20 protein-coding genes are annotated in these 25478 nt (G+C 66.6%); 13 read left to right on the top strand and 7 right to left on the bottom strand.

Annotation, left to right across the window (positions count from 1 at the left end; genetic code table 11):
• Nucleotides 1-2 precede the first annotated feature (2 nt).
• The 4 genes from metH to P6144_RS13805 all read right to left on the bottom strand — a co-directional run bounded on the left by metH (nt 3) and on the right by P6144_RS13805 (nt 5803).
• A complete protein-coding gene (gene metH, locus P6144_RS13820; protein ID WP_277768337.1) occupies nt 3-2600 on the bottom strand; it encodes a methionine synthase in 2598 nt (865 codons plus the stop codon).
• A gap of 151 nt (nt 2601-2751) precedes the next feature.
• Nucleotides 2752-3798 (bottom strand): homocysteine S-methyltransferase family protein, encoded by a 1047-nt coding sequence (locus tag P6144_RS13815; protein WP_277768336.1) that lies wholly within the window; start codon nt 3796-3798, stop codon nt 2752-2754.
• A 140-nt stretch (nt 3799-3938) separates the two neighbouring features.
• Nucleotides 3939-4853, bottom strand: a complete 915-nt coding sequence (gene metF, locus P6144_RS13810) for a methylenetetrahydrofolate reductase (protein ID WP_277768335.1) — start codon at nt 4851-4853, stop codon at nt 3939-3941.
• The gene (locus P6144_RS13805) at nt 4850-5803 is read right to left on the bottom strand and encodes a metalloregulator ArsR/SmtB family transcription factor (protein WP_277768334.1); all 954 of its coding nucleotides are present in this window, start codon (nt 5801-5803) and stop codon (nt 4850-4852) included. The genes metF and P6144_RS13805 overlap by 4 nt, the downstream gene beginning before the upstream one ends.
• Nucleotides 5804-6070: 267 nt before the next feature.
• Here P6144_RS13805 and P6144_RS13800 point away from each other — a divergent pair, with 267 nt between their 5' ends.
• From P6144_RS13800 to P6144_RS13775, 6 genes are all read left to right on the top strand, one after another.
• Entirely contained in the window at nt 6071-6325 is a 255-nt protein-coding gene (locus P6144_RS13800) for a hypothetical protein (protein ID WP_277768333.1), read from the top strand.
• A complete protein-coding gene (locus P6144_RS13795) occupies nt 6322-6483 on the top strand; it encodes a hypothetical protein (RefSeq protein WP_277768332.1) in 162 nt (53 codons plus the stop codon). Before P6144_RS13800 ends, P6144_RS13795 begins: the two co-directional genes overlap by 4 nt.
• Nucleotides 6480-7439: an aldo/keto reductase gene (locus P6144_RS13790; RefSeq protein ID WP_277768331.1), complete on the top strand. Its 960-nt coding sequence runs from the start codon at nt 6480-6482 to the stop codon at nt 7437-7439. The genes P6144_RS13795 and P6144_RS13790 overlap by 4 nt, the downstream gene beginning before the upstream one ends.
• A 105-nt stretch (nt 7440-7544) precedes the next feature.
• Nucleotides 7545-8306, top strand: a complete 762-nt coding sequence (locus tag P6144_RS13785) for a serine protease (protein WP_277768424.1) — start codon at nt 7545-7547, stop codon at nt 8304-8306.
• Between the two features lie 30 nt (nt 8307-8336).
• Nucleotides 8337-10034 carry a DUF4403 family protein gene (locus P6144_RS13780; protein ID WP_277768330.1) on the top strand — a complete coding sequence of 566 codons (1698 nt, stop codon included), beginning with the start codon at nt 8337-8339 and terminating at the stop codon, nt 10032-10034.
• Nucleotides 10035-10203: 169 nt separating this feature from the next.
• Entirely contained in the window at nt 10204-12561 is a 2358-nt protein-coding gene (locus P6144_RS13775) for a TonB-dependent receptor (protein ID WP_277768329.1), read from the top strand.
• Between the two features lie 57 nt (nt 12562-12618).
• Here P6144_RS13775 and P6144_RS13770 read toward each other — a convergent pair whose 3' ends face one another.
• Nucleotides 12619-13758 (bottom strand): serine hydrolase domain-containing protein, encoded by a 1140-nt coding sequence (locus P6144_RS13770; protein WP_277768328.1) that lies wholly within the window; start codon nt 13756-13758, stop codon nt 12619-12621.
• Between the two features lie 330 nt (nt 13759-14088).
• On the opposite strand from P6144_RS13770, the gene P6144_RS13765 reads away from it, so the two are divergent.
• From P6144_RS13765 to P6144_RS13745, 5 genes are all read left to right on the top strand, one after another.
• A complete protein-coding gene (locus P6144_RS13765; protein WP_277768327.1) occupies nt 14089-17091 on the top strand; it encodes a TonB-dependent receptor in 3003 nt (1000 codons plus the stop codon).
• 167 nt (nt 17092-17258) lie between these two features.
• Nucleotides 17259-18359, top strand: coding sequence for a DUF47 family protein (locus P6144_RS13760; protein ID WP_277768326.1), 1101 nt, complete (start codon nt 17259-17261; stop codon nt 18357-18359).
• Nucleotides 18360-18372: 13 nt separating this feature from the next.
• Complete coding sequence (locus P6144_RS13755) at nt 18373-19386, top strand: inorganic phosphate transporter (protein ID WP_277768325.1); 1014 nt, start codon at nt 18373-18375, stop codon at nt 19384-19386.
• A gap of 174 nt (nt 19387-19560) precedes the next feature.
• Entirely contained in the window at nt 19561-19923 is a 363-nt protein-coding gene (locus P6144_RS13750) for a metalloregulator ArsR/SmtB family transcription factor (protein WP_277768324.1), read from the top strand.
• Nucleotides 19904-20392: an SRPBCC domain-containing protein gene (locus tag P6144_RS13745; RefSeq protein WP_277768323.1), complete on the top strand. Its 489-nt coding sequence runs from the start codon at nt 19904-19906 to the stop codon at nt 20390-20392. The genes P6144_RS13750 and P6144_RS13745 overlap by 20 nt, the downstream gene beginning before the upstream one ends.
• A 219-nt stretch (nt 20393-20611) precedes the next feature.
• Here P6144_RS13745 and P6144_RS13740 read toward each other — a convergent pair whose 3' ends face one another.
• Nucleotides 20612-21988: an XRE family transcriptional regulator gene (locus P6144_RS13740; protein ID WP_277768322.1), complete on the bottom strand. Its 1377-nt coding sequence runs from the start codon at nt 21986-21988 to the stop codon at nt 20612-20614.
• Nucleotides 21989-22287: 299 nt separating this feature from the next.
• On the opposite strand from P6144_RS13740, the gene aceA reads away from it, so the two are divergent.
• Nucleotides 22288-23571: an isocitrate lyase gene (aceA, locus tag P6144_RS13735; RefSeq protein WP_277768321.1), complete on the top strand. Its 1284-nt coding sequence runs from the start codon at nt 22288-22290 to the stop codon at nt 23569-23571.
• A gap of 29 nt (nt 23572-23600) precedes the next feature.
• Nucleotides 23601-23753: a hypothetical protein gene (locus tag P6144_RS13730; RefSeq protein ID WP_180147184.1), complete on the top strand. Its 153-nt coding sequence runs from the start codon at nt 23601-23603 to the stop codon at nt 23751-23753.
• Nucleotides 23754-23911: 158 nt separating this feature from the next.
• On the opposite strand, the gene P6144_RS13725 is transcribed toward P6144_RS13730, so the two are convergent.
• Nucleotides 23912-25369, bottom strand: coding sequence for an MFS transporter (locus tag P6144_RS13725; protein ID WP_277768320.1), 1458 nt, complete (start codon nt 25367-25369; stop codon nt 23912-23914).
• Nucleotides 25370-25478 lie beyond the last annotated feature (109 nt).

Here is a 25478-nt window from a genome sequence, read left to right as displayed (position 1 = left end):
CCTCAGTCGAGGTTCGGCCGCAGGTAGCGCGTCGCCAGCTCGCGATCGATGCCGCGGCGAACGGCATAGTCCTCGAGCTGGTCCTGCCCGATCCGCGCCACGCCGAAATACTCCGCCTGGGGGTGGCCGAAATAGAAGCCCGAAACTGCCGCGGTCGGCAGCATCGCGAAGCTCTCGGTCAGGCTGATGCCGGTGCGGTGATGCGCGTCGAGCATCTTGAACAGGATCGGCTTGAGGCTGTGCTCGGGGCAGGCCGGATAGCCGGGCGCCGGACGGATGCCGCGATATTCTTCCTTGATCAGCGCTTCGTTGGTCAGCTGCTCGCCCTCGGCATAGCCCCAGAGCGAAGTGCGGACGAACTGGTGCAGCCGCTCGGCAAAGGCTTCGGCGAGGCGATCGGCGAGCGCCTTGAGCAGGATGTCCGAATAGTCGTCGATCGCGTTCTTGAAGCGCGCGAGGTGCGGCTCGATGCCGTGGATTCCCACCGCGAACCCGCCGATCCAATCGCCCTGCGTGTCGATGAAGTCGGCCAGGCACATGTTCGCCCGGCCCTCGCGCTTGGCGATCTGCTGGCGCAGCATCGGCAGCGTGACATGCTCCTCGTCGCCGACATGGACGATGATGTCGTCGCCCTTGCGCCGGCACGGCCACAGCCCGGCGACGCCGCGCGCGGTCAGCCACTTCTCGGCGATGATCGTGTCGAGCATCTTCTGCGCATCGGCGAACAGCGACGAAGCGCTCTCGCCCACCACCTCGTCGGTCAGGATCGCCGGATAATTGCCGGCCAGCTCCCAGGCGCGGAAGAAGGGCGTCCAGTCGATATACTGGCGCAGGTCCTTGAGGTCCCAGTCCGGGAAGTCGTGCACGCCCGGCATGCGCGGCTTGGTGGGCTTCAGGTTCATGTCCGCTTCGAAGGCATTGTCGCGCGCCTTTTCGAGCGGCAGCAGCTCGCTCTGCCCGCGGCCCGCGCGTGCCTGGCGGACCTGCTCATATTCCGCCGCGACCTTGGCGACATAATCATCGCGCTGCGTGTCCGAGACCAAAGCCGTCGCCACGCCCACCGCGCGGCTGGCGTCGAGCACATGCACCACCGGCCCGGTGTAGGCCGGTTCGATGCGCAGCGCGGTGTGCACGCGCGACGTCGTCGCGCCGCCGATCAGCAGCGGCATCGACATGTTGGCGCGCTGCATCTCCTCGGCGACGGTCACCATCTCGTCGAGCGACGGCGTGATCAGCCCCGAAAGCCCGATCATGTCCGCATCATTCTCGTTCGCCGCCTCGAGGATCTTCGACCAGGGCACCATCACGCCCAGATCGACCACGTCGAAGCCGTTGCACTGCAGGACCACGCCGACGATGTTCTTGCCGATATCGTGGACGTCGCCCTTGACGGTGGCCATCACCACCTTGCCCTTGCCCTTGGCGCCGGGCTCCTTCGCCGCCTCGATGAAGGGCAGCAGATGCGCCACTGCCTTCTTCATCACGCGGGCGGACTTGACCACTTGCGGCAGGAACATCTTGCCCGAACCGAACAGGTCGCCGACGACGTTCATGCCGTCCATCAGCGGGCCCTCGATCACTTCGATCGGGCGTGCGAACGCCAGGCGGCACTCCTCGGTATCCTCGACGACATACATGTCGATGCCCTTGACCAGCGCGTGCTCGAGCCGCTTCTCGACCGACCAGCCGCGCCACTCGGCAGCCTGCTTCTCCGCCGCAGCATCGGTGCCGCGGAACTTCTCGGCGAGCGCGACGAGGCGATCGCCGGCCTCCGGATCGGTGTTGAGGATCACGTCCTCGCACGCCTTGCGCAGCTCGGGCTCGATCTGGTCGTAAACGTCGAGCTGGCCGGCATTGACGATCGCCATGTCCATGCCCGCGGGGATCGCGTGGTAGAGGAACACCGAGTGCATCGCCTTGCGCACCGGCTCGTTGCCGCGGAACGAGAAGCTCAGATTCGAGAGGCCGCCCGAGATGTGGCAGTGCGGGCAACGCGCCTTGATCTCGCGGCACGCCTCGATGAAGTCGACGCCGTAATTGTTGTGCTCCTCGATGCCCGTCGCCACTGCGAAGACGTTGGGATCGAAGATGATGTCCTCGGGCGGGAAGCCAATCCCGACGAGGAGGTTATAGGCGCGCTCGCAGATCTCGACCTTGCGCTCCTTCGTGTCGGCCTGGCCGACCTCGTCGAACGCCATGACGACCACCGCGGCGCCGTACGCCATGCACTTGCGCGCATGGTCGAGGAACTGGTCGACGCCTTCCTTCATGCTGATCGAATTGACGATCGGCTTGCCCGAGACGCACTTCAGCCCCGCCTCGATCACGTCCCACTTCGAGCTGTCGACCATCACCGGAATCCGCGCGATGTCGGGCTCGGCCTGGATCAGCTTGAGGAACGTCGTCATCGCCTCATGCGCGTCGAGCAGGCCCTCGTCCATGTTGACGTCGAGCACCTGCGCGCCGGCCTCGACCTGCTGCAGCGCGACTTCCACCGCAGCGGCATAGTCGCCCGACATGATCAGCTTCTTGAAGCGCGCGGAGCCGGTGACGTTGGTGCGCTCGCCGATATTGACGAAGCCGGTGGAGAGGTTGGTCATTCTTTCATTCCTAAATCCTCTCCCGGAGGGAGAGGGGGACCATCCGAAGGATGGTGGAGAGGGAGTATCCCCAAGCAAACGGCCCGCGTGTGGAAACTCCCTCTCCACCGCTTCGCGGTCCCCCTCTCCCTCCGGGAGAGGATTTGGATGGTCACGCCGCCATCGTGAACGGCTCGAGCCCGGCCAGCCGCGTGCGCACTTCGGGCACCGGGATCGGCCGCGCTGGCAGGCCCGCCACGGCATCCGCGATCGCCTTGATATGCGCCGGGGTCGAGCCGCAGCAGCCGCCGAGCACATTGACTTGCCCGGCATCGGCCCATTCCTTGACCAGCCCCGCGGTCGTCGCGGGCAGCTCGTCATAGGCGCCGAGCTCGTTGGGCAGGCCGGCGTTCGGATAGACCATGATCAGCGTGTCGCAGAGCGCCGACAGCGTCTTCACATGCGGGCGCAGCTGCTCGGCGCCGAACGAGCAGTTGAGCCCGATCGTCACCGGCCTGGCATGCCGCACCGCGTGCCAGAAGGCTTCGACGGTGTGGCCCGACAGGTTGCGGCCGGACAAGTCGGTCAGCGTCATCGACAGCATGATCGGCAGGTCGCGGCCCAGGTCGTTGCCTGCCTCTATCGCGGCCATGATCCCTGCCTTGGCATTGAGCGTGTCGAACACCGTCTCGATCAGGATGAAGTCCACGCCGCCCTCGACCAGCGCGTCGATCTGCTCGCGATAGACATCCTTCAGATAATCGAAGTCGATCTCGCGATAGCCGGGATCGTTGACGTCCGGCGACAGCGACAGCGTCTTGTTGGTCGGCCCCAGCGCGCCGGCGACGAAGCGCGGACGGCCGTCCTTCGCCTCGAACTCGTCGGCGATCGAGCGGGCCAGCTTCGCGCTCTCGACATTGATCTCGCGCACCAGATGCTCGGCGCCATAATCGGCCTGGCTGATCCGGTTGGCCGAGAAGGTGTTGGTCTCGGCAATGTCGGCCCCCGCCTCGAAATAGGCGCGATGGATGCTTGCCGGCACCTCGGGCTTGGTCAGCGCGAGGATGTCGTTATTGCCCTTCTGGTCGTGGCCCAACCCGAGATCGCCGGCATAGGCGGCCTCGTCGAGCTTCCAGTTCTGGATCTCGGTGCCGAACGCCCCGTCGGTGATCAGGATACGCTTGGCGGCCTCGGCCAGCAGTTTCTCGCGTGCGCTCACTTGCATTCTCCGTCACCCCGGCCTTGTGCCGGGGTCCACTGTGCAGCAGGCATCGGCATCACCGTTCCTGCTAGAACCTCTCCACCAGCACCCAGCGGCCCGGTGGATCCCGGCACAAGGCCGGGATGACGATTAGAACCTTACGCCCCCACCAGCGCCGGCACCTTCGGCCGCACACCCAGCAGGTGGCAGATCGCGTAGCTCAGCTCGGCGCGGTTGAGCGTGTAGAAGTGGAATTGCCGCACGCCGCCCGCATAGAGCTTCCGCGAAAGCTCCGCCGCCAGCGTCGCCGCGACCAGCTGGCGCGCGGCAGGGCGGTCGTCGAGCCCCTCGAACAGCCGCTCCATCCAGCCCGGCACCTGCGTCCCGCACATCGCCGACATCCGCACCACGCTGGCGAAGCTCATCACCGGCATGATCCCCGGCACGATCTCCGCAGTGATCCCCGCCGCCGCCGCATCGTCGCGGAAGCGCAGGAAGGTCTCGGGCTCGAAGAAGAACTGGGTGATCGCCCGCGTCGCGCCCGCGTCGATCTTGCGCTTGAGATTGTCGAGGTCGGCCATCTGGCTCGGCGAGTCCGGATGGCATTCGGGATAGGCCGCGACCGAGATCTCGAAGTCGTGCAGCTTCTTCAGCCCCGCCACCAGGTCCGCGGCATTCTCATAGCCGCCCGGATGCGTCGCGTATTTCTCGCCCGCGCGCGGCGGATCGCCGCGCAGTGCTACGATATGCCGCACGCCCGCCGCCCAATATTCCTCGGCGACCTGGTCGATCTCCTCGCGCGTCGCCTCGACGCAGGTGAGGTGCGCCGCCGCCGGGATGCCGGTCTCGCGCGCGATCCGCGCCACCGTATTGTGGGTGCGCTCGCGGGTGGTGCCGCCGGCGCCATAGGTGACCGAGACGAAGCGCGGATCGAGCGGCTTCAGTGTCTCGATCGAGTCCCACAGCGTCTCCTCCATCTTCTCCGTCTTGGGCGGGAAGAATTCGAAGCTCACGTCAATGTCGCCCGCCACGTCCGCGAAGAGCGGCGCCGCCAGCGGGTCAAGGATAGTCATGCGGCCTTCACCTTTTCCGTAACCTGGCCGGTCTTGCGACCCAGCCACAATTTCACTGTCAGCTCGCCGCCCTCCAGCGTCTCCACCTGGACCGGGGCGAGCCCATGCGCCTCGAACCAGCCGAGCACCTGCTCGTCCGAGAAGCCGAGGCGCGTATGCGCATCCTTCTGCCGCAGCTCCTCGCGCTCATGCGGCGCGAAATCGGCGATCAGCAGCCGGCCGCCGGGCGCGAGCACCCGCGCCGCCTCACAGATCGCCGCGCCCGGCTGCTGCGCGAAATGCAGCACATGGTGCAATATAGCGAGATCGGCGCCGCGATCCTGGATCGGCAGCGCATACAGGTCCGCCTGGCGCAGCTCGGCATTGGCCAGCCCCTGCTCGGAAAGCTTGGCGCGGGCAAGCCGCAGCATCTCGGAGGAACGGTCGATGCCCAGCGCGCGCTCGGCACGCGGCGCGAACAGCTCGAGCATCCGCCCGGTACCGGTGCCGATATCGACCAGATAGCCGATCTCACCATCCCCCAGCGCGCGGGCCATCGCGGCCTCGACTTCGCTTTCGGCGACATGGAGCGAACGGATCGCATCCCATTCGCCGGCATTGCTCTCGAACCACTCGGCCGCGGCGCTGGCGCGATCGGCACGCACCGCCGCCAGCCGGGCCTCGTCCGCGACCATCCAGTGATCGGCCTGGTCCCACTGGTCGAGCGCAGCCAGCACCGGATAGACCTTGGCCGCGGCGCCCAGGCCGACGAACACCCAGCTGCCTTCCTTGCGCCGCTCGAGCAGCCCGGAATCGCACAGGATCTTCACGTGCCGGCTCACCCGCGGCTGGCTCTGCCCGAGCACCTGCGCCAGCTCGCCCACGCTCAGCTCCATCGAGCGAACGAGCGCAAGGATGCGCAGCCGCGTCGAATCGGCAAGGGCACGGAAGATGGCGAGGGCCTGCTGCATGGCAGTTAGACATATAAAGATATCTTTATATGGGGTCAACGGAGGACCTTCAAATCCTCCCCGAGCTTGTCTCGGGGAGGGGGACCATTCGCGCAGCGAATGGTGGAGGGGCCGGCGCGAACGCGCCGGTGCCCGCCGCGCCCCTCCACCACCGCCTGCGGCGGCGGTCCCCCTCCCCCAGACAAGCTGGGGGAGGAATTAGCCCGTTGCGCCCGACTCCTCCGCTGGGCTACCCCAAGGGCCAATTTCGGCAAAAGGGTCCTCTCCATGCGCAAGGCTTTCCTCCCGCTCGCGGCGGTCGCGCTGCTCGGCCTCTCGGCCTGCGGCAACAAGGCGAAGAACGAAGCCGCGGAGGCCAATGAATCGGTCGCGGGCGACAGCAACACGATGGGCGAGGCGGTCAGCGACGTGAACGCCGCCGAAAATGCCGCCTTCGGCGCCGCCGAGAGCAATTACGATCAGGCCGTGCCGGTCGGCAACGCCGCAGCGGATCAGGGCTCGGGCGACGGCGACACCGATTGATGCGCGCCGCCCCGCTCCTTCTGCTGCTCGCGCTGGCGGCCTGCGGGCGCGGCGGCAGCGACGACAATGATGGCGGCCTGAGCACCAGCGAATCGCGCCAGCTCGATGCGGCGGCGGCTTCGATCGACGTCAACGCAAGCAACGGAACACAGCAATGAGCACCAACGTGACCCGGCGCGCCCTCGGCGCCAGCGGCATCGAGACGCCTGCCCTGATCCTCGGCGGCAACGTCTTCGGCTGGACCGCGGACAAGGCGACCAGTTTCGCGGTGCTGGACCGGTTCAGCGAGGGCGGCGGCACGCTGATCGACACCGCCGACGTCTATTCGGCCTGGGTCCCCGGGCATCAGGGCGGCGAGTCCGAGGCGATCATCGGCGAATGGCTCGCCAGCTCGGGCAAGGCCGGCAAGGTCAAGGTCGCCACCAAGGTCGGCATGCTCGATGGCGAGGGCGGCACCAAGCTCGCCCCCGCGCGCATCGCCGCTGCCTGCGACGCCAGCCTCAAGCGCCTGGGCGTCGAGACGATCGACCTCTATTTCGCGCATCAGGACGACGAGAATGTGCCGCAGGAAGAGGTCCTCGCCGCGTTCGACAAGCTGATCAAGGCAGGCAAGGTCCAGGCGATCGGCGCTTCGAACTTCCATGCCGCGCGCCTCAAGTCGGCGCTCGACATCGCCACGCGCGAGGGGCTGCCGCACTACCGCGCGCTCCAGAACGAATATCACCTGCTCAGCCGCCACAAGTTCGAGGGCGAGCTGCAGGATCTGTGCGTGCAGTATAATGTCGGCTGCGTGCCCTTTTACGGGCTCGCCTCGGGCTATCTCACCGGCAAGTACCGCTCCGAAGCCGATCTCGGCAAAAGCGTGCGCGGTGGCCGGATGCCCGCCTTCATGGAAGGCAAGGGGCCGGCGATGCTCGCCGCGATGGACGAAGTGGCCGCCGAGACCGGTGCCAGCCTCGCCCAGATCGCGCTGGCCTGGCTCGCCGCCCAGCCCGGCGTCACCGCCCCGATCGCCAGCGCCACTTCGCTCGCGCAGGTCGATGAACTGCTCGGATCGTTGAACGTCACGCTCACCCCCGCCCAGCTGGACAAGCTGACCGAGGTGGGGGCGTAACTGTCGACCCACGGTGGCGGCAAAATCGATGTCGCCCCGTAATAATCTTTGACAGATTTGCATCTATTAATTCATGCAGTTGCATCGCTTTTTGGGGGAGTGGCGATGCATCTGTTACGCAAGCCATGGATCAGCATCTTGCTGCTTGCGCAGTTGTTCGTGCCGGGCGCCCTGTCTTCGGCCGCGGCGCAGGCGCTGAACGAACAGGTCCGCGTAAGCCCGCCGATCGCGGACCCGGCGCTCCAGAATGTCTGCCACCTGTGGATTCGGCGCCGGATCGCCCTGATATTCGCGCGCAACTATACCGGCTCCGCGGTCCTTTATCGCGGGCGCTACCTGATCACCGCCGGGCACAATGTCTATCAGGACCGGTCCCGCATCCGCAGCGTGACGGTCCGGTGCGGCGCCATGGACGCGCGAACGGCAACGATCGACGAGACGATCGAGCCGTGGCAGGCTCTCGACGCGTCGGCCTATGATGGCCGCAGCTTCTCGCGCGATTTCGGCGTCATCCGCCTCAGCAAGCCGATCGCGTCCAGCGCGCCCTTCGAGCTCGCGGCCAGGCCGGCCTCCGCAGGAGATGCGATCCGCTTTGCCGGCTATCCGGGCGGCAAATATAGCGGCTGGGATCTGTTCCAGGCCAAGGGGCAGATAACCCGGATCGGCGAGGACCTCGCCTATTACGACATAGAGACGTTCAAATCGAACAGCGGCGGCCCGGTGTGGCGCGAAGCCGGCGGCAGGCGCGAACTGGTCGCGATCCATGTCACCGGCAGCGGGGGGCGCATCGTCGATGCAGCTTTTGCGCGGGAAGTCGAATCGCTGATCGGGATATTGGATCGGCGCGCCGCAGAACACGGAGACTAGTTCCGTCGGGCGAAACAGGGGGAGGATCATATGCGCCTTGCTGCGACACTTTTGCTGTGCGGGCTCGCCCTTGGCGGCTGCACCTGGAAGATCGATGCTCCGGTGGAGACCGCGAACGGCCAGCCGGCAGAGGTACGGGCCGAGCCCTCCTATATCGGGATGGACGCCGTGCTCCCCGCCACGGTCCTCGAACAGCAGATCCGTGATCAATATGCCGGGCGCACACTCTTCAAGGGGCGCTCGGACGAGATCAATGCGCGGCTGCTGGTCAAGCAGCGCTCTGTCGAGGAGCGTATCGTCCGCATTCTCGTCACCCCCGCTCGCGCCGCCGGTTGCGCGATCACCGGATACAGCACCAGCCGCCGCAGGACCTGCAGCAGCCGCAAGCCCTGGGGATGCGTCACGCGGGTATGGGAAACCGTCACGTCGCCGATCCGGTCCTGCTGGGCTGCCGCCCAGGCCGTGTATCGCGATCAGGTGGAGAACATCGTCCTGATCAAGGAAGCGGTCGCCCCCACCAGCGTCTGGCTCGACTATCATGTCGATCTCGATTCGATCTCGATCCAGGCCGCCGGCGAGAAGCTCAAGGTCAAGGCGCTGCTCGATCTCAATGCGAAGGTCGACGTCAAGCAGGGGCTGTTGTCCGCCAATACCACGGTCCGCGGCGCGCTGAACTGCGATGCGGTGGTCGCGGTCGATGCCAGCGCGCGGATCAAGGTCACTCCGTCCGCGGAGCTCGACCTGGCGCTGGAGGACGTTCAGCTCGACTGGCGCCGGCTCTGCGCGCCCGGCGCGCTCGAAGCCGCGGAGCTCCAGGGCTATCTTTCGCCGGGCACGTTCGCGGCCAACAAGGCGATCGAACTCGCCCTTGAAGAGACGGTGAAGAAGGTCGTGAACAAGCAGCTCGATCGGGCCGGGTCGGACCTCAACCTGCCGGATCAGCTCCGCAAGCTCGCCGCCGGCCTTCGCGAGCCGATCGCGCTGGGGCCGGATGCCTGGATCGAGGTCAATCCCGAGGGATTGTTCGTGTCCACGCCCCGGCGCGAAGGCGACGAGAATGCCGTTCGTGTCCATGCCGGCGTCGTTGCCGCGCCGGTCTTCTCCGTTGGTGCCAGGCCCGCGGCATCCGCGGAAACCACGCTCGCCGTGCGCCGCGAGGACCGGCCCAATCGGTTCAACATCATTGCCCGCGGAGAGGTGCCGCTCGAGCGGATAAGCACCGAGCTGCAGGCCGCCGCCAAGGACTATGTCGCCCAGAACCGGGACATTCCGGTCAAGGTCCGCAGCGTGCGGGTCTATCAGAGCGGCGCCAAGCTGGTGATCGCGATCCGGATGAAGCACCGCAACGAGCTGCTGCGCGGTGCGGGCACCATCTATCTGACCGCCACGCCCACGCTAGCCGACAACGCGGACCTGGTCTCGCTCACCGACGTCAAGTTCGACGTCGACACCCGCAACGTACTTCTCAAGGTCGTCGACAAGCTGGCGAACAGCAAGATCGAGGAGTTTCTCGAATCGCGCGCGCGCTTCGAATATGGCGGCGACCTCGCCCGGCTTCGCCGCGACTATGCGAATTTCGCCGTGCCCGTCCCGTCGGTCGGTGAGATCAAGGGACAGGTTCAGGACGTGAAGGCACGCGGCCTGTGGGTCGCGGATGGACAGCTGAAGGTGCTCGCCGAGGTGAGCGGCACGGCCTCGTTGATCGTCAGCACCATCGCCCCGCAATAACGCGCCACCCCGCCGTCCCTCGCCGACATCCACCGGCCCCGGGGCCGGGCTGCGGCGCCGCGCCCGTGCGCGTCACAGAACTGTCGCCGTACCGTAACGATCCTGACCCCAACCCTCCCTAGCGGCGCCCCTGGGAGCGGCCATCCGGCTGCTGGGAAGGGAAAGACCAATGACCAATTTCACGCGCCGCGGCACCGCCTATGCGCTGCTCATGGCCTCGGCCGCGCTGGCGCCCGTCGCCGCGCATGCGCAGAGCGCCGACAGCAACGTCGCCAGCAGCGACGACAGCGAGGGCGGCGACGCCCAGATCGTCGTGATCGGCAGCGGCCAGACCCGCTCGGTCTCGACGCTGCTGCCGTCCAACCTCGACACGCTGCCGCCGGGCACCAGCATCCAGAAGGCGCTCAACTTCCTGCCGGGCGTGATGGCGCAGTCGATCGACGCGCTGGGCACCAACGAGCAGTCGCTCTCGCTCCAGGTCCGCGGCTTCAACACCACGCATCTCGGCTACACGCTCGACGGCATGCCGCTCGGCGACGGCGCCTACAACAATTATAACGGCCTCACGATCAGCCGCGCGCTGATCTCGGAGAATCTCGGCCGCGCCGATCTCGCCACCGGCATCGCCGGCCTCGGCATTCCCTCGACCAGCAACCTGGGCGGTGCGCTCACCTATATTTCGAGCGATCCGAAGAAGCAGATGGGCCTGTCGGTCAACGAGACCGTCGGCAGCGCGCAGAGCTTCCGCGGCTTCGCCCGTTTCGACACCGGCGAGCATGGCGGCTTCTCGGCCTATGTCTCGGGCCACTATGTCCAGCAGGACCTGTTCGTGAACCAGGGGGCCTACAACAAGTCCACCGGCAAGCAGCTCAACGCCAAGGCGGTGTACCAGTTCGAAGGCGGCAAGATCACCGCCTTCGCCGACATCTCGCGCACCAACCAGGCCGATGACAGCTACCTGTCGAAGGACATGCTGGGTCGCCTCGGCTGGGACTGGGCCGGCTATGCGCCCGACTGGAACCGCTATCTCGGCGTCGCCGCCTGCACCGTGACCACCACGCCCTACAAGTGCGCCGCCGCCCCGTCGCCGCAGAAGAATGCCGACGTCACCTACACCAACGGCCAGATCCTGCGGAACGACGACCTCTATTATCTGTCGGGCGATTTCGATCTGACAAAGGCGCTCAGCGTCCACACCCAGGTCTATCACCACCAGGACAAGGGCGCCGGCAACAACTGGATCGCCGGCCTGTCGAACCAGGGCACCGCCAGCACGGCGGACGACCTGCCCGTCCAGATCCGCGACACGCGCTACACGATCGACCGCACCGGCGTGGTCGGCAGCGTCACCTGGCAGCTCGGCTTCAACAATTTCCAGGCCGGCCTGTGGGTGGAAGAGAACACCAGCAGCGCGGCGCGCTACATCTGGACCAACGTCAAGGCGCCCTTCAGCCTCGCCCAGTTCCTCGAGGGCCAGCCGGACACCGCCCAGTGGGTTCAGGAGACCAAGTGGCACACCCAGCAGTTCTTCGTGCAGGACACGGTCAAGCTGTTCGAAGATGCGCTGAGCATCGATTTCGGCTTCAAGAGCACCTATTCGCGTTCGGACGCCACCGCGATCCGCGGCATCGCCAAGGCGGCGCCGCCGGCCTCGAGCCAGTTCGCCACCGGCTCGCTGGTCGCCAAGGACAATTTCCTGCCGGAAGTCGGCGTGCACTGGAACGTGGCGCCCGGCCATGAGCTGTTCGCCAGCTATGCCGAGAACATGGCCATGTACCAGGGCGGCTTCAAGCTCGGGCCGCAGTCGGTCTCGCAGACGGTGTGGAACCAGCAGGGCCAGTATCTGAAGCCCGAAACCTCGAAGAGCGTCGAAGGCGGCTATCGTTATGTCGGCGGCCCGCTCCAGGTCGCGCTGTCGGGCTATTACGTCAAGTTCGACAACCGCCTGCTCCAGTACAATCCCTGCCCGACCAACCAGCAGCAGAATCCGGGCTGCGGCAACAGCTTCCACAATGCCGGCAGCGTCACCAGCAAGGGCGCAGAGATCGGCGTGCTGTGGAAGCCGGCGCCGTGGATCAACTGGTACAATTCGGCGTCGTACAACAAGTCGACCTATGACAACGATCTCAACTGGTGCACCACCACCTGCGTGATCAAGGCAACCGCCGGCAAGCAGCAGGTCGATACGCCCAAGACGATGTTCTCGAGCGTGCTGTCGCTCCGGAAGGACGGCTTCTTCGGCTCGATCCAGGGCAAATATACCGGCCGCCGCTACTATACCTACACCAACGACCAGAGCTTCGGCCCGGTCACCACCTTCGATCTCGGCATGGGCTATGATTTCGGGGCGCATGGCTGGATCAAGGGCGCGAAGCTGTCGGTGAACGTCACCAACCTGACCGACAAGCGCTATGCCTCGAACTTCGATTCGAGCGTGTTCGCGCCGGACGATGCGGCGGGCACCATCCTGGTGTTCCACGCCTCGGCCCCGCGCCAGGTGTTCGGCACCTTCGGCATCGATTTCTGAGGCCGATCGCCAGGTGAAACGCGAAAGGCCGGGGTTCGCACCCCGGCCTTTTCGTCTCTACTTCGCCCCCGGCCCATATTCCCAGGCATAGGGCACGCCGGTCTCGCCCAGTGCGGCGCGCACCAGCCCGGGAAACGCCTTCTCGATCCGCACGTCGTTGCCCAGGATCAGCACGCAGCGCTGCCCGCGCTCCAGGCAGACCAGCGTGTTCGCGGTCGTGTCGTTATGCCCGCCCTTCAGCCAGCCCGGCCCCTGCGGCCCGGTAAAGGCGATCACGCCCAGCGCCGCCTTCGCATCGGTGCCTTCGCCCGGCCCCGCCGGGTTGTTCAGCGTCGGGAACTGCGTCCTGCTGGCGATCTTCTGCGTGCCGCGCGCATATTCCACCCGCCATTTCTTCGGCAGGCCATAGCCGCGCACCATCGCCGCGGCCATCTGCGCCAGGTCGTGGATCGTCGTGTCCATCGAACCCGCCGCGCGCACCCGGCTGCGGTCGTCATGCGGCTCGGGCTTGCCCGCCTCGTCCCAGCCGTCCGCCAGATTGCCGGCGAAGCGGTCCTGCCAGATCAGGCTGGTGCGGGTCATCCCCAGCGGCTGGAAGAAGCGGCGCTGCAGCTCGGCCTCGACGCTCAGCCCCAGCCCCTTCTCCACGCCGAACTGGAGCAGCGAGATGCCTTCGCCCGAATAGGCATAGTTGCTGCCCGGGTCGAAGTGGAAGCGCAGCTTCCGGTCGGGCTCGAGAAAGGCGAAGTTGGCGAAGCCGGTCGCATGGGTGAGCGCGTGGCGCGGCGTCACCTTCGCCCAGCGCGGATCGCCGGCCAGGTCGCCCCATTGGCCATAGCCCTCGACATTGCCGTAATCGGGGATCGGCTTGGCCAGCATCGCAGCGATCGGCTTGTCGAGGTCGAGCTTCCCTTCCGCGGCGAGCTGGGTGACCAGATAGCCGAACACCGCCTTGGTCAACGAGGCGCCGTACAGGATCGTGTCGGGCTGGAGCGGATCGCCCTTGGCGTTGCGCGCGCCCCAGGTCTTCACCGAGACGACCTGCCCCTTGTCGATCAGCGCGACCGCGACGCCCTGGGCCCCGGTATCGGCCATCGCCGCCTTCACTGCGCCATCCATGTCGGGCGCCGGGCCGCTCGCTGATACCAGCACTACGCCGCCGAATGCCAGCAAGCCGAATCGAACTGCCCGACGCATATCCACTCTCCCACGTTGCCCGGCATCCTCCACAATCGTTGCACGGGAGCAATGGCCGGTGCGACGATCCGCCAATTTGCTGCAACGCGCTGCAACAAATCCAGCGCAGCAAAGCGGCATCCGGCAACACGCGGAAATCTTTGTGGCATTTCGACTACAGCGCTTTTAAATTGTTGTTTCTCCTATGTTTAGCGCATTTACAGGCGGCCCGTCCGCACGCCACCCATGCGCGATGGACGCCGTTCGGGCCTGCTTCGCAGTCGCAGCAGACGGCGTCCGGGTAACCCCGGCCGGCGCATCGCCGGCGGCCGGATCAACAAGGGTACACACATGAACGGGACGCAAATCACCTTGCGCGCCGGCACCGCATTGTCGGCGCTGGCACTGGCCTTCGCGGCCGCGCCGCAGGCAATGGCACAGACCACCGACGACCAGACCAATGCCGGGCAGACCGCCGACCAGACCGCCCCGGCGGCACAGGCCGCGGAAACGGCCGGCGACATCATCGTCACCGGCTCGCGCATCCGCCGCAGCAACTTCTCCTCGCCCGAGCCGCTGACGGTGATCAGCAAGGACGAGATGACCCAGGCCGGCTTCAGCTCGGTCTCGGACGCGCTGCAGAGCACTGCGGTCACCCAGGGCTCGTCGCAGATCAACAACTATTATGGCGGCTATGTCGTTGACGGCGGCACCGGCGTGAACTCGATCGGCCTGCGCGGCCTCGGCGCCACCCGTACGCTGGTCCTGCTCAACGGCCACCGCCTGTCGCCGGCCGGCACCCGCGGCTCGGTCGGCTCGGTCGATCTCAACTCGATCCCCGATGCGATCGTGAAGCGCATCGAAGTGCTCAAGGCCGGCGCCTCGTCGATCTATGGTTCGGATGCGGTCGCGGGCGTGATCAACATCCTCACCGACGATTCGATCAAGGGCCTGGTGCTCGAAGCGCAGACCAACGTTCCGGAAGTCGGCGCCGGCACTGCCAACCGCCTGTCGGCGTCGTTCGGCGCGCATGGCGATCGCTGGCACCTGATCGGCTCGGTCGACTATTACAACCGCAGCAGCCTGACGATCGGCGATACCGACTTCGCGCGCTGCCCGATCGGCGGTTATCTGAGCGGCGCCGGCACGGCGATGGGATCGGGCGACTATATCGATCCGGCCACCGGCCAGTCGAAGTGCTGGTCGCTCGACAATGGCGGTCTCACGATCAACACGCTCGGCGTTCCCACCCGCACCGCCACCCCGGCAGCGGGCGAGACTGCCACCGCGTTCAACCGTCTGCGCCCGAATGCGGCGGTCACCGGCGGCAACACGCCCGGCTATGAAGGCGTCGGCAACTATACCCGCACCACCTTCGATCCGGCGATGCTGAACGAGCAGGTGGTCACGCCGCTGCGCACCTATACCGGCTTCCTGTCGGGCTCGTACGACCTGCATGCGCTCGGCGATGCCCAGGTCTATGTCGAGCTGCTCGGCAACCGCCGCCAGTCGTCGTCGCTCGGCTATCGCCAGCTCACGCTCGACTATGCGACGGGCAGCCTGCTGGTCCCGACGATGTTCCGCAGCGGCGTGTTCTCGTCGGCGACGGCAGTGTCGAACGGCCAGACGGTCGCCGCTCGCTCGTTCATCGGCTACGGCCTGCTGAACAGCTCGCAGGACGTCTATACCTATCGCACCGCCGGCGGCATCCGCGGCAATCTCGGCCTGGGCGACTGGTCCTATGATGCCTATGGCGCCTATTCTTGGATGCGCTCGAGCTACGCGACCGACACCTTCATCACCAGCAAGGTCGCCAAGTCGCTCAACGTCGTGCAGAACACCGATGGCAGCTTCAGCTGCGTCGATTCCTCGGGCGGCTGCGTCGCGGCGCCGGCGATCAACGCAGCGTCGATCGGCGGCAACCTGTCGCAGGCCTATCGCGACTACATCACCGATACGGTGGTCGGTCACACCAAGTTCGACGAGATCACCGGCGCGTTCAACGTCAACGGTTCGCTGTTCAAGCTGCCCGGCGGCAATGCCGCGGCCGCACTCGGCTTCGAATATCGCCACGACCAGCTGAACGACCAGCCGCCGATCGAGAGCGTCAACGGCGACATGTACAACCTGACCTCGGCCACGCCGACCGTCGGTTCGGACGAGGTCTGGGAAGCCTATGGCGAGCTCAACCTGCCGCTGCTCGCCAACCTGCCGTTCGTGCATGCGCTGACGATCGACGGCTCGGGCCGCTACACCCATTACCGCTCCTATGGCGGCCAGTGGACCTACAAGGGCTCGGCCACCTACGAGCCGGTCAAGGGCTTCGGCCTGCGCACCAGCTACGGCACCTCGTACCGCGCTCCGGCGCTGTTCGAGCAGTATCTCGGCGCGACCAGCGGCTTCCTGTCGGGTTCGTACGACCCGTGCGACAACTATGCCACCAGCTCGAACCCGATCATCCAGCGCAACTGCGCGGCGGCGGGCCTGCCGGGCACCTTCACCCAGACCGGCAGCGTCACCGTGCTGACGGCGGGCGGTGCGGAGACCGGCCTGCGTGCCGAGACGTCGAAGAACTTCTCGGCGGGTGCGGTCATCAACCCGGTGCTGCCGGGCAAGATGGGCGTGCTGTCGGCGTCGCTCGACTATTTCTCGATCGAGGTGGACAACGAAGTCTCGCGCGTCGGCGCCAGCGGCCTGCTGAACCTGTGCTATGGCTCGGCGAACTTCCCGAGCTCGAGCTACTGCAACTATGTCACGCGCGACGCCAACAACCAGCTGACCGTGCAGGACAACTACATCAACATCTCGACCGACAAGCGTCGCGGCTGGGAATTCGATCTGCGCTATCAGAATCGGATGTTCGGCGGCACCTTCCTCGTCGACGCGATGGTGACCAAATATGTCGAGCAGTCGTCGCGCGTCCTCGACGGCGACGCGCTGGTCGATGCCAATGGCACGATCGGCTCGCCGGACTGGACCGGGTCGCTCAACGCGTCCTACCGCAGCGGTCCGGTGACGCTCCACTACGGCATCGACTGGATCAAGGGCTCGTCCAACGATCGCGTCGCCAAATATGTGGCGACCGACAGCGACACGGGCATCGTCGACCAGGCGACCTATGAGCTGATCAAGGACAACTACTATCTCGGTACGCCGGACTATTTCCTGCACAACGCATCGATCCAGTTCGACATCGAGCGGTACGAGCTGACGATGGGCGTGCGGAACCTGTTCGACCAGATGCCGCCGTCGATCACCTCGGGCGTCTATAGCATGGTCGGCAACTCGCCGCTCTATTCGGGCTACGACTATACCGGCCGGACCTTCTACCTGAACGTCACCGCCCGGTTCTGATCCGGACGCTGGCCGAAAGGCGGAAAACGGGGCGGGAGGCGCAAGCTTCCCGCCCTTTTCCCATGCGCCGGATTTGGGCGCCCTTGCGCTGGACATGAATTTGTAACAAGCCCGCCGCCGCCCCTCCCCAGCTTTCCGAGTCTTCCGCCATCCGCCAGATCGCCGCCTTGCCGTATCGCACCGAAGGAAGCGCGATCGACGCGCCGGTGCGCGTGCTGCTGGTGACCTCGCGCGACAGCGGCCGCTGGGTGATTCCCAAGGGCAATCCCGAGCCGGGCATGCCCCAGCACACCGCCGCCGCGATCGAGGCGGAGGAAGAGGCCGGCGTGCGCGGCCTGGTCTGCCCGCTGCCGCTCGGCTCGTTCCGCTATCGCAAGAAGCGGCGCAACGGCGCCGCGCTGATGATCGACGTCGACGTGTTCCCGCTCGCGGTGAACCAGGAACTCGCCGCCTGGAAGGAACAGGGCGAGCGCGAGCGCCGCTGGTTCAGCCTGGCCGAGGCCGCCGCGGCGGTCGACGAAGCCGATCTCGCCGATCTCATCCGCTCGTTCGGCCCTGCCGAGTTCCGCGCGGCTACCCAACGCAACGGGCTGCTCACTGCCGTCGCCCGCAAATCAAAGGTCCATACGATGTTCGCCTGGTTCCAGCGCCTGCTGCCCCGCACCGGCAATTTCTTCGAGATGTTCGAGGCGCATGCGCGCACCGTCGTCGCCGGCGCCGATGCGCTCGCCCGCCTGCTGCAGGACGGCAGCCCCGATCACATCCGCGAAGTGATCGAGCGCGAGCACGATGCCGACGAGATCATCCGCGAGATGCTGCGCACCGTGCGCGAGACCTTCCTCACCCCGTTCGACCGCGGCGCGATCACGTCGCTGATCGGCGCGATGGACGATGCGATCGACGAGATGCAGGCCGCCGTCCAGGCGATCGACCTCTACGAAGTCACCGATTTCGAGCAGGAGATGAAGGACATGGCGGCGATCATCGTCGATGCCGCCCGCCTCACGGCCGAGGCGATGCCGCTGCTCCGCGACGTCGGCCGCAACGGTGCCCGCCTGCACGAGCTGACCGAGCGCATCGTCCGCATGGAGAGCCGCGCCGACGAGATCCATGCCGAGGGCCTCAAGAAAGCCTTCAAGAGCATCGGCCCGAGCGACCCGCTCCAGTTCGCCGTCAACCGCGAGCTGTACAAGCATCTCGAGCGCATCGTCGACGCGTTCGAGGATGTCGCCAACGAGATCGACGGCATCGTGATCGACCACGCCTGATCGGGCCCCGACGATGTACGAACTCGCCTTTCCCCTGCTCGTCGGCCTGATCCTGGTCGCGCTGGCGTTCGACTTCCTCAACGGCCTGCACGACGCGGCGAACTCGATCGCCACGGTCGTCGCCACGCGCCTGCTCAAGCCGGTCCACGCCGTCGCCTTCGCCGCGGTGTTCAACTTCGCCGCCTATTTCCTCACCATCGCCTTCCCGGCGCTGCACAAGGTGGCGGACACGATCGGCCAGGGGCTGATCGACAAGAACCTGGTCACGCCCGGCGTCGTCTTCGGCGCGCTGATCGGGGCGATGTTCTGGAACGTCGTCACCTGGCTCAAGGGTATTCCCTCCTCCTCGTCGCACGCGCTGGTCGGCGGGATGATCGGCTCGGGCGTCGCGCATGCCGGGCTCACCGGTGTGAAGTGGACCGGCCTCAACAAGACGCTGATCGCCATCGTCCTCTCGCCGACCATCGGCATGATCCTGGCGATGCTGGTGATGCTGCTCACCTCCTGGCTGTTCATGCGCGCCAGCTCGCGCACCGCGGAGCGCAGCTTCCGCGCGCTGCACCTTGTCTCCTCGGGCGCCTATTCGCTGAGCCACGGCCTCAACGACGCGCAGAAGACGATGGGCATCATCACCGTGCTGCTCTACTCGACCGGCTATCTCCACGGCGAGTTCCACGTGCCGCACTGGGTGGCGATCGCCTGCTATATCGCGATCGCGCTCGGCACGCTCAGCGGCGGCTGGAAGATCATCGAGACGATGGGCAGCCGCATCACCAAGCTGTCGCAGCACCAGGGCTTCAGCGCCTCGCTCGCCGGCTCTATCGTGCTGTTCGGCGCCTCCTTGCTCGGCATCCCGGTCTCGACGACGCACACGATCACCGGTGCGGTGATCGGCGCCGGCACCGCGCGCCGCGCCTCGGCCGTGCGCTGGGGCGTCGCCAGCAACGTGGTGGTCGCCTGGGTGATCACCATCCCCGCCTCGGCGGCGGTGGGCGCGATCTTCTACTATCTGACGACGCTGTTCTGATCCGTCCCCAGCCGGGGATATCTCCTCTACTTTCCCCGGCGAAGGCCGGGGCCCAGCCTTAAAAGTCACGCGCCTTGGCGCGTCTTCGACGCGCACGCTCAGCCTGGGCCCCGGCCTTCGCCGGGGAAAAGCAGCCCTTGCGCCCCACCTCCGACTGCGCTAACACTGAACCATATGGTTCAGTATCAAGCCGCCCGGCTCGACGCCTCCTTCGCCGCGCTTTCGGACGCGACGCGACGCGGCGTGCTCGAGCAGCTAGCCCGCGCCGAGGCTTCGGTCACCGATCTCGCCGCGCGCTTCCACATGACCCTCACCGGCATGAAGAAGCATATCCAGGTGCTCGAGCGCGCCGGGCTGGTTGCCACCGAGAAGGTCGGCCGCACCCGCACCTGCCGGCTCGGCGCGGCGGGGCTGACCGAGGAAATGGGCTGGATCGCCAACTACCACCAGCGCTGGCACGCCCGTTTCGATGCGCTGGACGACGTCCTCACCGAACTCAAAGCCAAGGAGAAGATCGATGGGCCTGAACGCCAGTAACCTCGCCGCCACCAAGGTGCAGCGCATCTCGGACACCGAAGTGGAGGCCACGCGCCTCTTCGACGCGCCGCCGCACCTCGTCTTCAAGGCCTGGACCACCCCCGAGCTGTTCCAGCGCTGGTGGGCACCGAAATCGATGGGCGTGCCGATGCATGTCCGCGAGCTCGATGTCCGCGTCGGCGGCAGCTACCGGATCGAGTTCGAGGCGGAAGGCGGCCAGATCTGGGCGTTCTTCGGCAAATATACCGACGTCGTCCCCAACCAGCGCATCGTCTGGACCAACGAGGAAAGCGGCGACAGCGGCGCGATCTCCTCGGTCACGCTCAAGGAGCAGGACGGCAAGACGCTGCTCACTTTCCGCGAGACCTATCCCACCAAGGAAGCGCTCGACGAAGGCATCGGCGGCACCGAAGGCCTGCCCGAGCAGTTCGGCCAGCTCGAGGAATTGCTGGGGGAGATGGCGGCGTAGAGCGGATCGAGGCGCGACCGATCCTCTCCCGGAGGGGGAGGGGGACCAGCCGCAGGCTGGTGGAGGGGGCTTGCCGCGAGCGCGCCGCGCGTGGCGTTCCCTCTCCACCACCGCCTTCTGTCCCTCCGGGAGAGGAACGCATCCGCTATCGTCGCCCCGGGGCTAAGAACGTCGAATTGCCGCCGCAGGCGACACGTGGCCCGTCGCCCCGGCATCGCCCTAATCCCCCGCAAACCCGAACGGCGTGACCCCACTCTCGCGCTCGCTCGCGAGCGCCGCGCGGCCCGCCGGTGGCGCACTTCGCTGCGCACAATCGGGCCGGGTGCAGGCCCGGCAGCCCAGCCCCACCGGCACCGCCTCGCCAGCCAGGTCGACCCCGCGCGCCGCCGACAGCGCCCGCGCCTCGGCGGCCGCCAGCCCGACCCCCAGGGCAAAGCGCGCCTTCACGCCCTGCGCCCCGTGCGGCGTCCGCGCCCGCGACAAGGTGAACCAGCGCGCCCGATCCTCGGTCTCGATCAGCTGGGTCAGCGTCTCGTCGGCGCGGCCGAACGCTTCGGTCAGGTTCCATAGCGGGCACAGGCCGGGGCCCTCGACCAGCGCCGATCCGCTCGCCCCGGCAAAGCGCTTGGAGACCTGCCCCGCCCGGTCGGTGCGGATCAGGAAGAAGGGCAGCCCGCGCGCACCCACCCGCTGCAAGGTGGTCAGCCGGTGCGCCACCTGCTCGAAGCTCGCGCCGAAGCGCCGCTGCAGCACTTCCATGTCGTACCCCGTCTGCTCGCAGGCGCGGAGAAACCGGCCATAGGGCATCACCAGGGCCGCGGCGAAATAGCCGACGAGATGGCGCAGATAGAGCCGCTCGCCGGCGCGATCGAGCCCGGCGCCGCGCACCAGCGCATCGATCTCGCTCCGCGCTTCCTGCGACAGCCGCTCTGCCAGCGCGAAGGTCCGCCCCGCCGGATCGAGCAGTTCGGAGAGCTGCACCTGGCGCGCATGCAGGTCGAGCCGCTTCAATAGCCCCGGCATCACGTCGGCCGGCAGGATCCGTACCGACAATTGATGCTTCACCCGCAGCCGCTCGGCCATCGCGCCATAGGGATCGCCCGCCGCCTGGCGCAGCTCATCGGCCAGCGCCTCGGCGACGGCATCGAGATCGGCGAAATGTCCGCGCCAGCGCTCCACCTCGCGGCGCACCTGGCGCCCGGAGTCGCTTGCCCCCTCGCCCGTCACCGGCCCGGCGGCGCCGATCCGGTCATAGGCGCGCGCGAATGCCTCCGCCCCGCCCGGCGCCCCCGCCAGCCATTCCTCCATCTGCTGCCGGTCGATCTCGAGATCGGCGAAGATCGGATCGGCCAGCCGCCGCCGCAGCGCTTCCATCCCCCCGCCCGGCTCGGCGGCGGCAAGCTTGCGCGGGTCGAAGTCATAGACCTCGGACAGCCGCAGCATCAGCATCGCCGACACCGGCCGCTGGTTGCGTTCGACCAGGTTGAGATAGCTTGCCGACACCCCCAGCGCCTCGGCCATCGCCGCCTGGGTCAGCAGCAGCTGCCGGCGCAAGCGGCGCACGGCATGTCCGGCGAAGAGCTTCTGTTCGGCCATCCCAAATCCCAATCATCAACGAGCCCAAACCGTCATCCCGGCGAAAGCCGGGATCTCGTGCGGCGCCTTTCCCGCGCCCTCGCCTGAGACCCCGGCTTTCGCCGGGGTGACGGAGAGGGCTTTCCTACACGCAGAAGTTCTTGTTATGTTCCATATCACGCCTTGTAAATTCTTTACACCCTTTCAAATCAAAGGAAAGCCGCTCCGCACACCATGACCCTGCCCAATACCCATAGGCGCTAGTCAACATAATCAAGGAATATCCATACAAACCGGGCAACCTAGTCAAGGAACACACAATGCCGACCCGCTTCGAAGATCTGATCCCCGCCCCCACCGGCCGGTTCGACGGCATTGTGCGCCCGTACACGCCGGAGGATGTCGAGCGGCTGCGCGGCTCGCTTCCCATCGAGCACACGCTGGCCCGCCGCGGCGCGCTCAAGCTCTGGGAGCTGCTCCAGACCGAAGATTACATCAACGCCCTCGGCGCGCTCAGCGGCAACCAGGCGATGCAGATGGTCCGCGCCGGGCTGAAGGCGATCTACCTCTCCGGCTGGCAGGTCGCGGCGGATGCCAACACCGCCGGCCAGATGTACCCCGATCAGTCGCTCTATCCCGCCAATGCCGGCCCCGAGCTGGCCAAGCGGATCAACGCCACACTCCAGCGCGCCGACCAGATCGAGCATATGGAAGGCGGCGCCAAGCGCGACTGGTTCATGCCGATCGTCGCCGATGCCGAGGCCGGCTTCGGCGGGCCGCTCAACTGCTTCGAGATCATGAAGGCCTATATCGCCGCAGGCGCCGCCGGAGTGCACTATGAAGACCAGCTCGCCTCGGAGAAGAAGTGCGGGCACCTCGGCGGCAAGGTGCTGATCCCGACCCAGGCGCATATCCGCAACCTCGATGCCGCGCGGCTCGCGGCGGATGTGGCCGGCGTGCCGACGGTGATCTGCGCCCGCACCGATGCCGAGAGCGCGCGCCTGATCACCTCGGACGTCGACGAGCGCGACCGCGAGTTCCTCACCGGCGAGCGGACCCCCGAGGGGTTCTTCCGCCTCAAGGACGGCACCGGCGTCGATCACTGCATCAAGCGCGGCCTGGCCTTTGCCGAGCATGCCGACCTGCTGTGGTGGGAAACCTCGAAGCCCAACATGGACGATGCCCGCCGCTTCGCCGAGGCGATCAAGAAGGAATTCCCCAACAAGATGCTGGCGTACAATTGCTCGCCCAGCTTCAACTGGGAGAAGAACCTCGACAAGGACGACATCGCCAAGTTCCAGCGCGAGATCGGCGCGATGGGCTACAAGTTCCAGTTCGTCACGCTCGCCGGCTTCCACCAGCTCAACTACGGCATGTTCGAGCTGGCCCGGGGCTACAAGGATCGCGGCATGGCCGCCTATTCGGAGCTGCAGCAGGCCGAGTTCGCTGCGGAAGAGAATGGCTACACCGCGACTCGCCACCAGCGCGAAGTCGGCACCGGCTATTTCGATGCGATCGCCACCACGCTGGCGGGCGGATCGAGCAGCACCACCGCGCTCGCCGAGAGCACCGAGACCGCCCAGTTCACCACCGAAGCCGCCTGAGGGCGCAAAATGAGAAAGGAGTGATTGCCATGACCGAACCCCAGCGCAGCCGCGCCGTCTTCTCGACCGAGGATTTCCGCCTGATCCGCGACGCGGTGGCGACCCATCTCGAGAAGGTGAAGGACGCGCCCGAGAGCGTGAAATACGCCAATCTCTATCACCGCCTGGGCCGCGTGGCCTGAGCCTGAAGACTTGCCCTCTCTACCTCGTCATCCCCGCGCAGGCGGGGATCCAGAGCCCGGAGCGATGCGCAGGGTAACTCTGGAACCCCGCCCTATCGGGGATGACGAGAGAAGATGAGGAACGCCTTTCCTGGGGAGGAAAGGATGTCCGCCGGGGCTCAGGCCTCGGCGGACATTTCCGTCTTCCCGGCGGCGAGCGCCGCGACCCTGGCCTCGTGCTCGGCCTTGCCGAAGGGGAAGGCGCGATAGAAGCCGGCCGCGGCAAAGGCGAGCACGGCGTAGAGAACGGAGAAGAGAATGGTCAGCCGGTCCACGGCTTCCGGGGCAACGGTGCCCACCTTGGCCAGCGCCGGGAAGTCGACCAGGTCGAGCAGCATGCCGGTCGCCCAGATGCCCAGGCCGCTGCAGCATTTCTGCACAAAAAACGCCCCGGCGAAGAACACGCCCTCGTTCCGCCGCCCGGTCTCGATCTCCGATTGCTCGACGACGTCCGCCATCATCGACGAGCCCAGGATGGTCGCGGAGATGCTGCAGGTGACGTTGGCGGCGTAGATGGCGAACAGCGCGGGGAGCATCCAGCGGTTGCCGGGGTCGGGGAACAGCCCGGCGAGCCGCAGCATATAGGGCAGCGCCACCCAGAAGGCGGCGGCGGCCATCATCCACATCGCCGCCCTGGGCTTGCCCATGCGGCGCGAGATGCGCGGCGCGAGCAGGAAGGCGAAAAAGGCTCCGACGAGGAGCGAGAAGGCGATGATGGTGAAGTCCTGGTTCTGGAAGCGCCAGACATGGGCATAGATATAGGAGGAGAGCGCAAAGCTGACGCCCTGGGCGCAATAATAGCAGAGCCCGGCAGCCATCAGGATCAGGAAGGCCCGGTTCTTCACCGTCGCCCCCAACTCGGCGAAATGCGCGCCGATCGACTGGCGGGTCCGCTCGGCCCTGGGCAGCCGCTTGATCTCGCTGTGCGTGCCGAGCGCGGAGACCAGGATGGCGAGCACCATGATCCCGGCGCTGACGGCGGCGAAGGCGGGGTAATTGCTGCGCACCAATTGGCCGTTGGGATGGCCCGGCGAGGGACCGAGCAGCCAGGCATAGGCGAGGATCATCATCGCCAGCCCGCCGGCCCAGCCGAACAGGAAGCGATACGCCATGATCCGCGTCCGCTCCTCGTAATCGGCGGAAAGCTCGGGGGTCAGCGCCTGGCTCGGTACCTCATAGGCCGATACCGCGGTGCGAACGAGCACCGACATGGCGAAGACCCAGAGCAGCAGTTGGGCATTGGACAGCGCCGGCGGGTTCCACAGCAGCACCCAGCCGAGCGCGATGGGGAGGGCCGAGGCATACATCCACGGATGGCGCCGCCCCCAGCGGCTGCCGGTCCGGTCCGAGAGGAATCCGATCGCCGGATCGGCCACTGCGTCGAGAAGCAGCGCGCACATGATCGCGAAGCCGACGTCCGCCGCAGGCAATCCGACGACCTGGTTGAAATAGAAGAGGAGGAAGGTCGAGAAGCAGAAATCCTTCACGCCGTACGCCACCGTGCCGAAGCCATAGGCGAGCATGATCGGCGTGCGGATTCGCCGTGCCGGGGGCACCGCCGCCTGGTTGGTTTCCATGGGCTGACTTCCTTCCTGCGACCCGACGCTGCGCAGCATAGGTGCCGCAAGCGGAGGGTCAACCGGAACGAATTGGAATATCGGGTATGGCTTGCTCAAAGCCTAGGCA

Source organism: Sphingomonas sp. HITSZ_GF (genome assembly GCF_029543155.1).
Lineage (GTDB): Bacteria > Pseudomonadota > Alphaproteobacteria > Sphingomonadales > Sphingomonadaceae > Sphingomonas.
The sequence above is the reverse complement of the archived record's forward strand: the minus strand, read 5'-3'. Positions and strand labels throughout refer to the sequence as shown.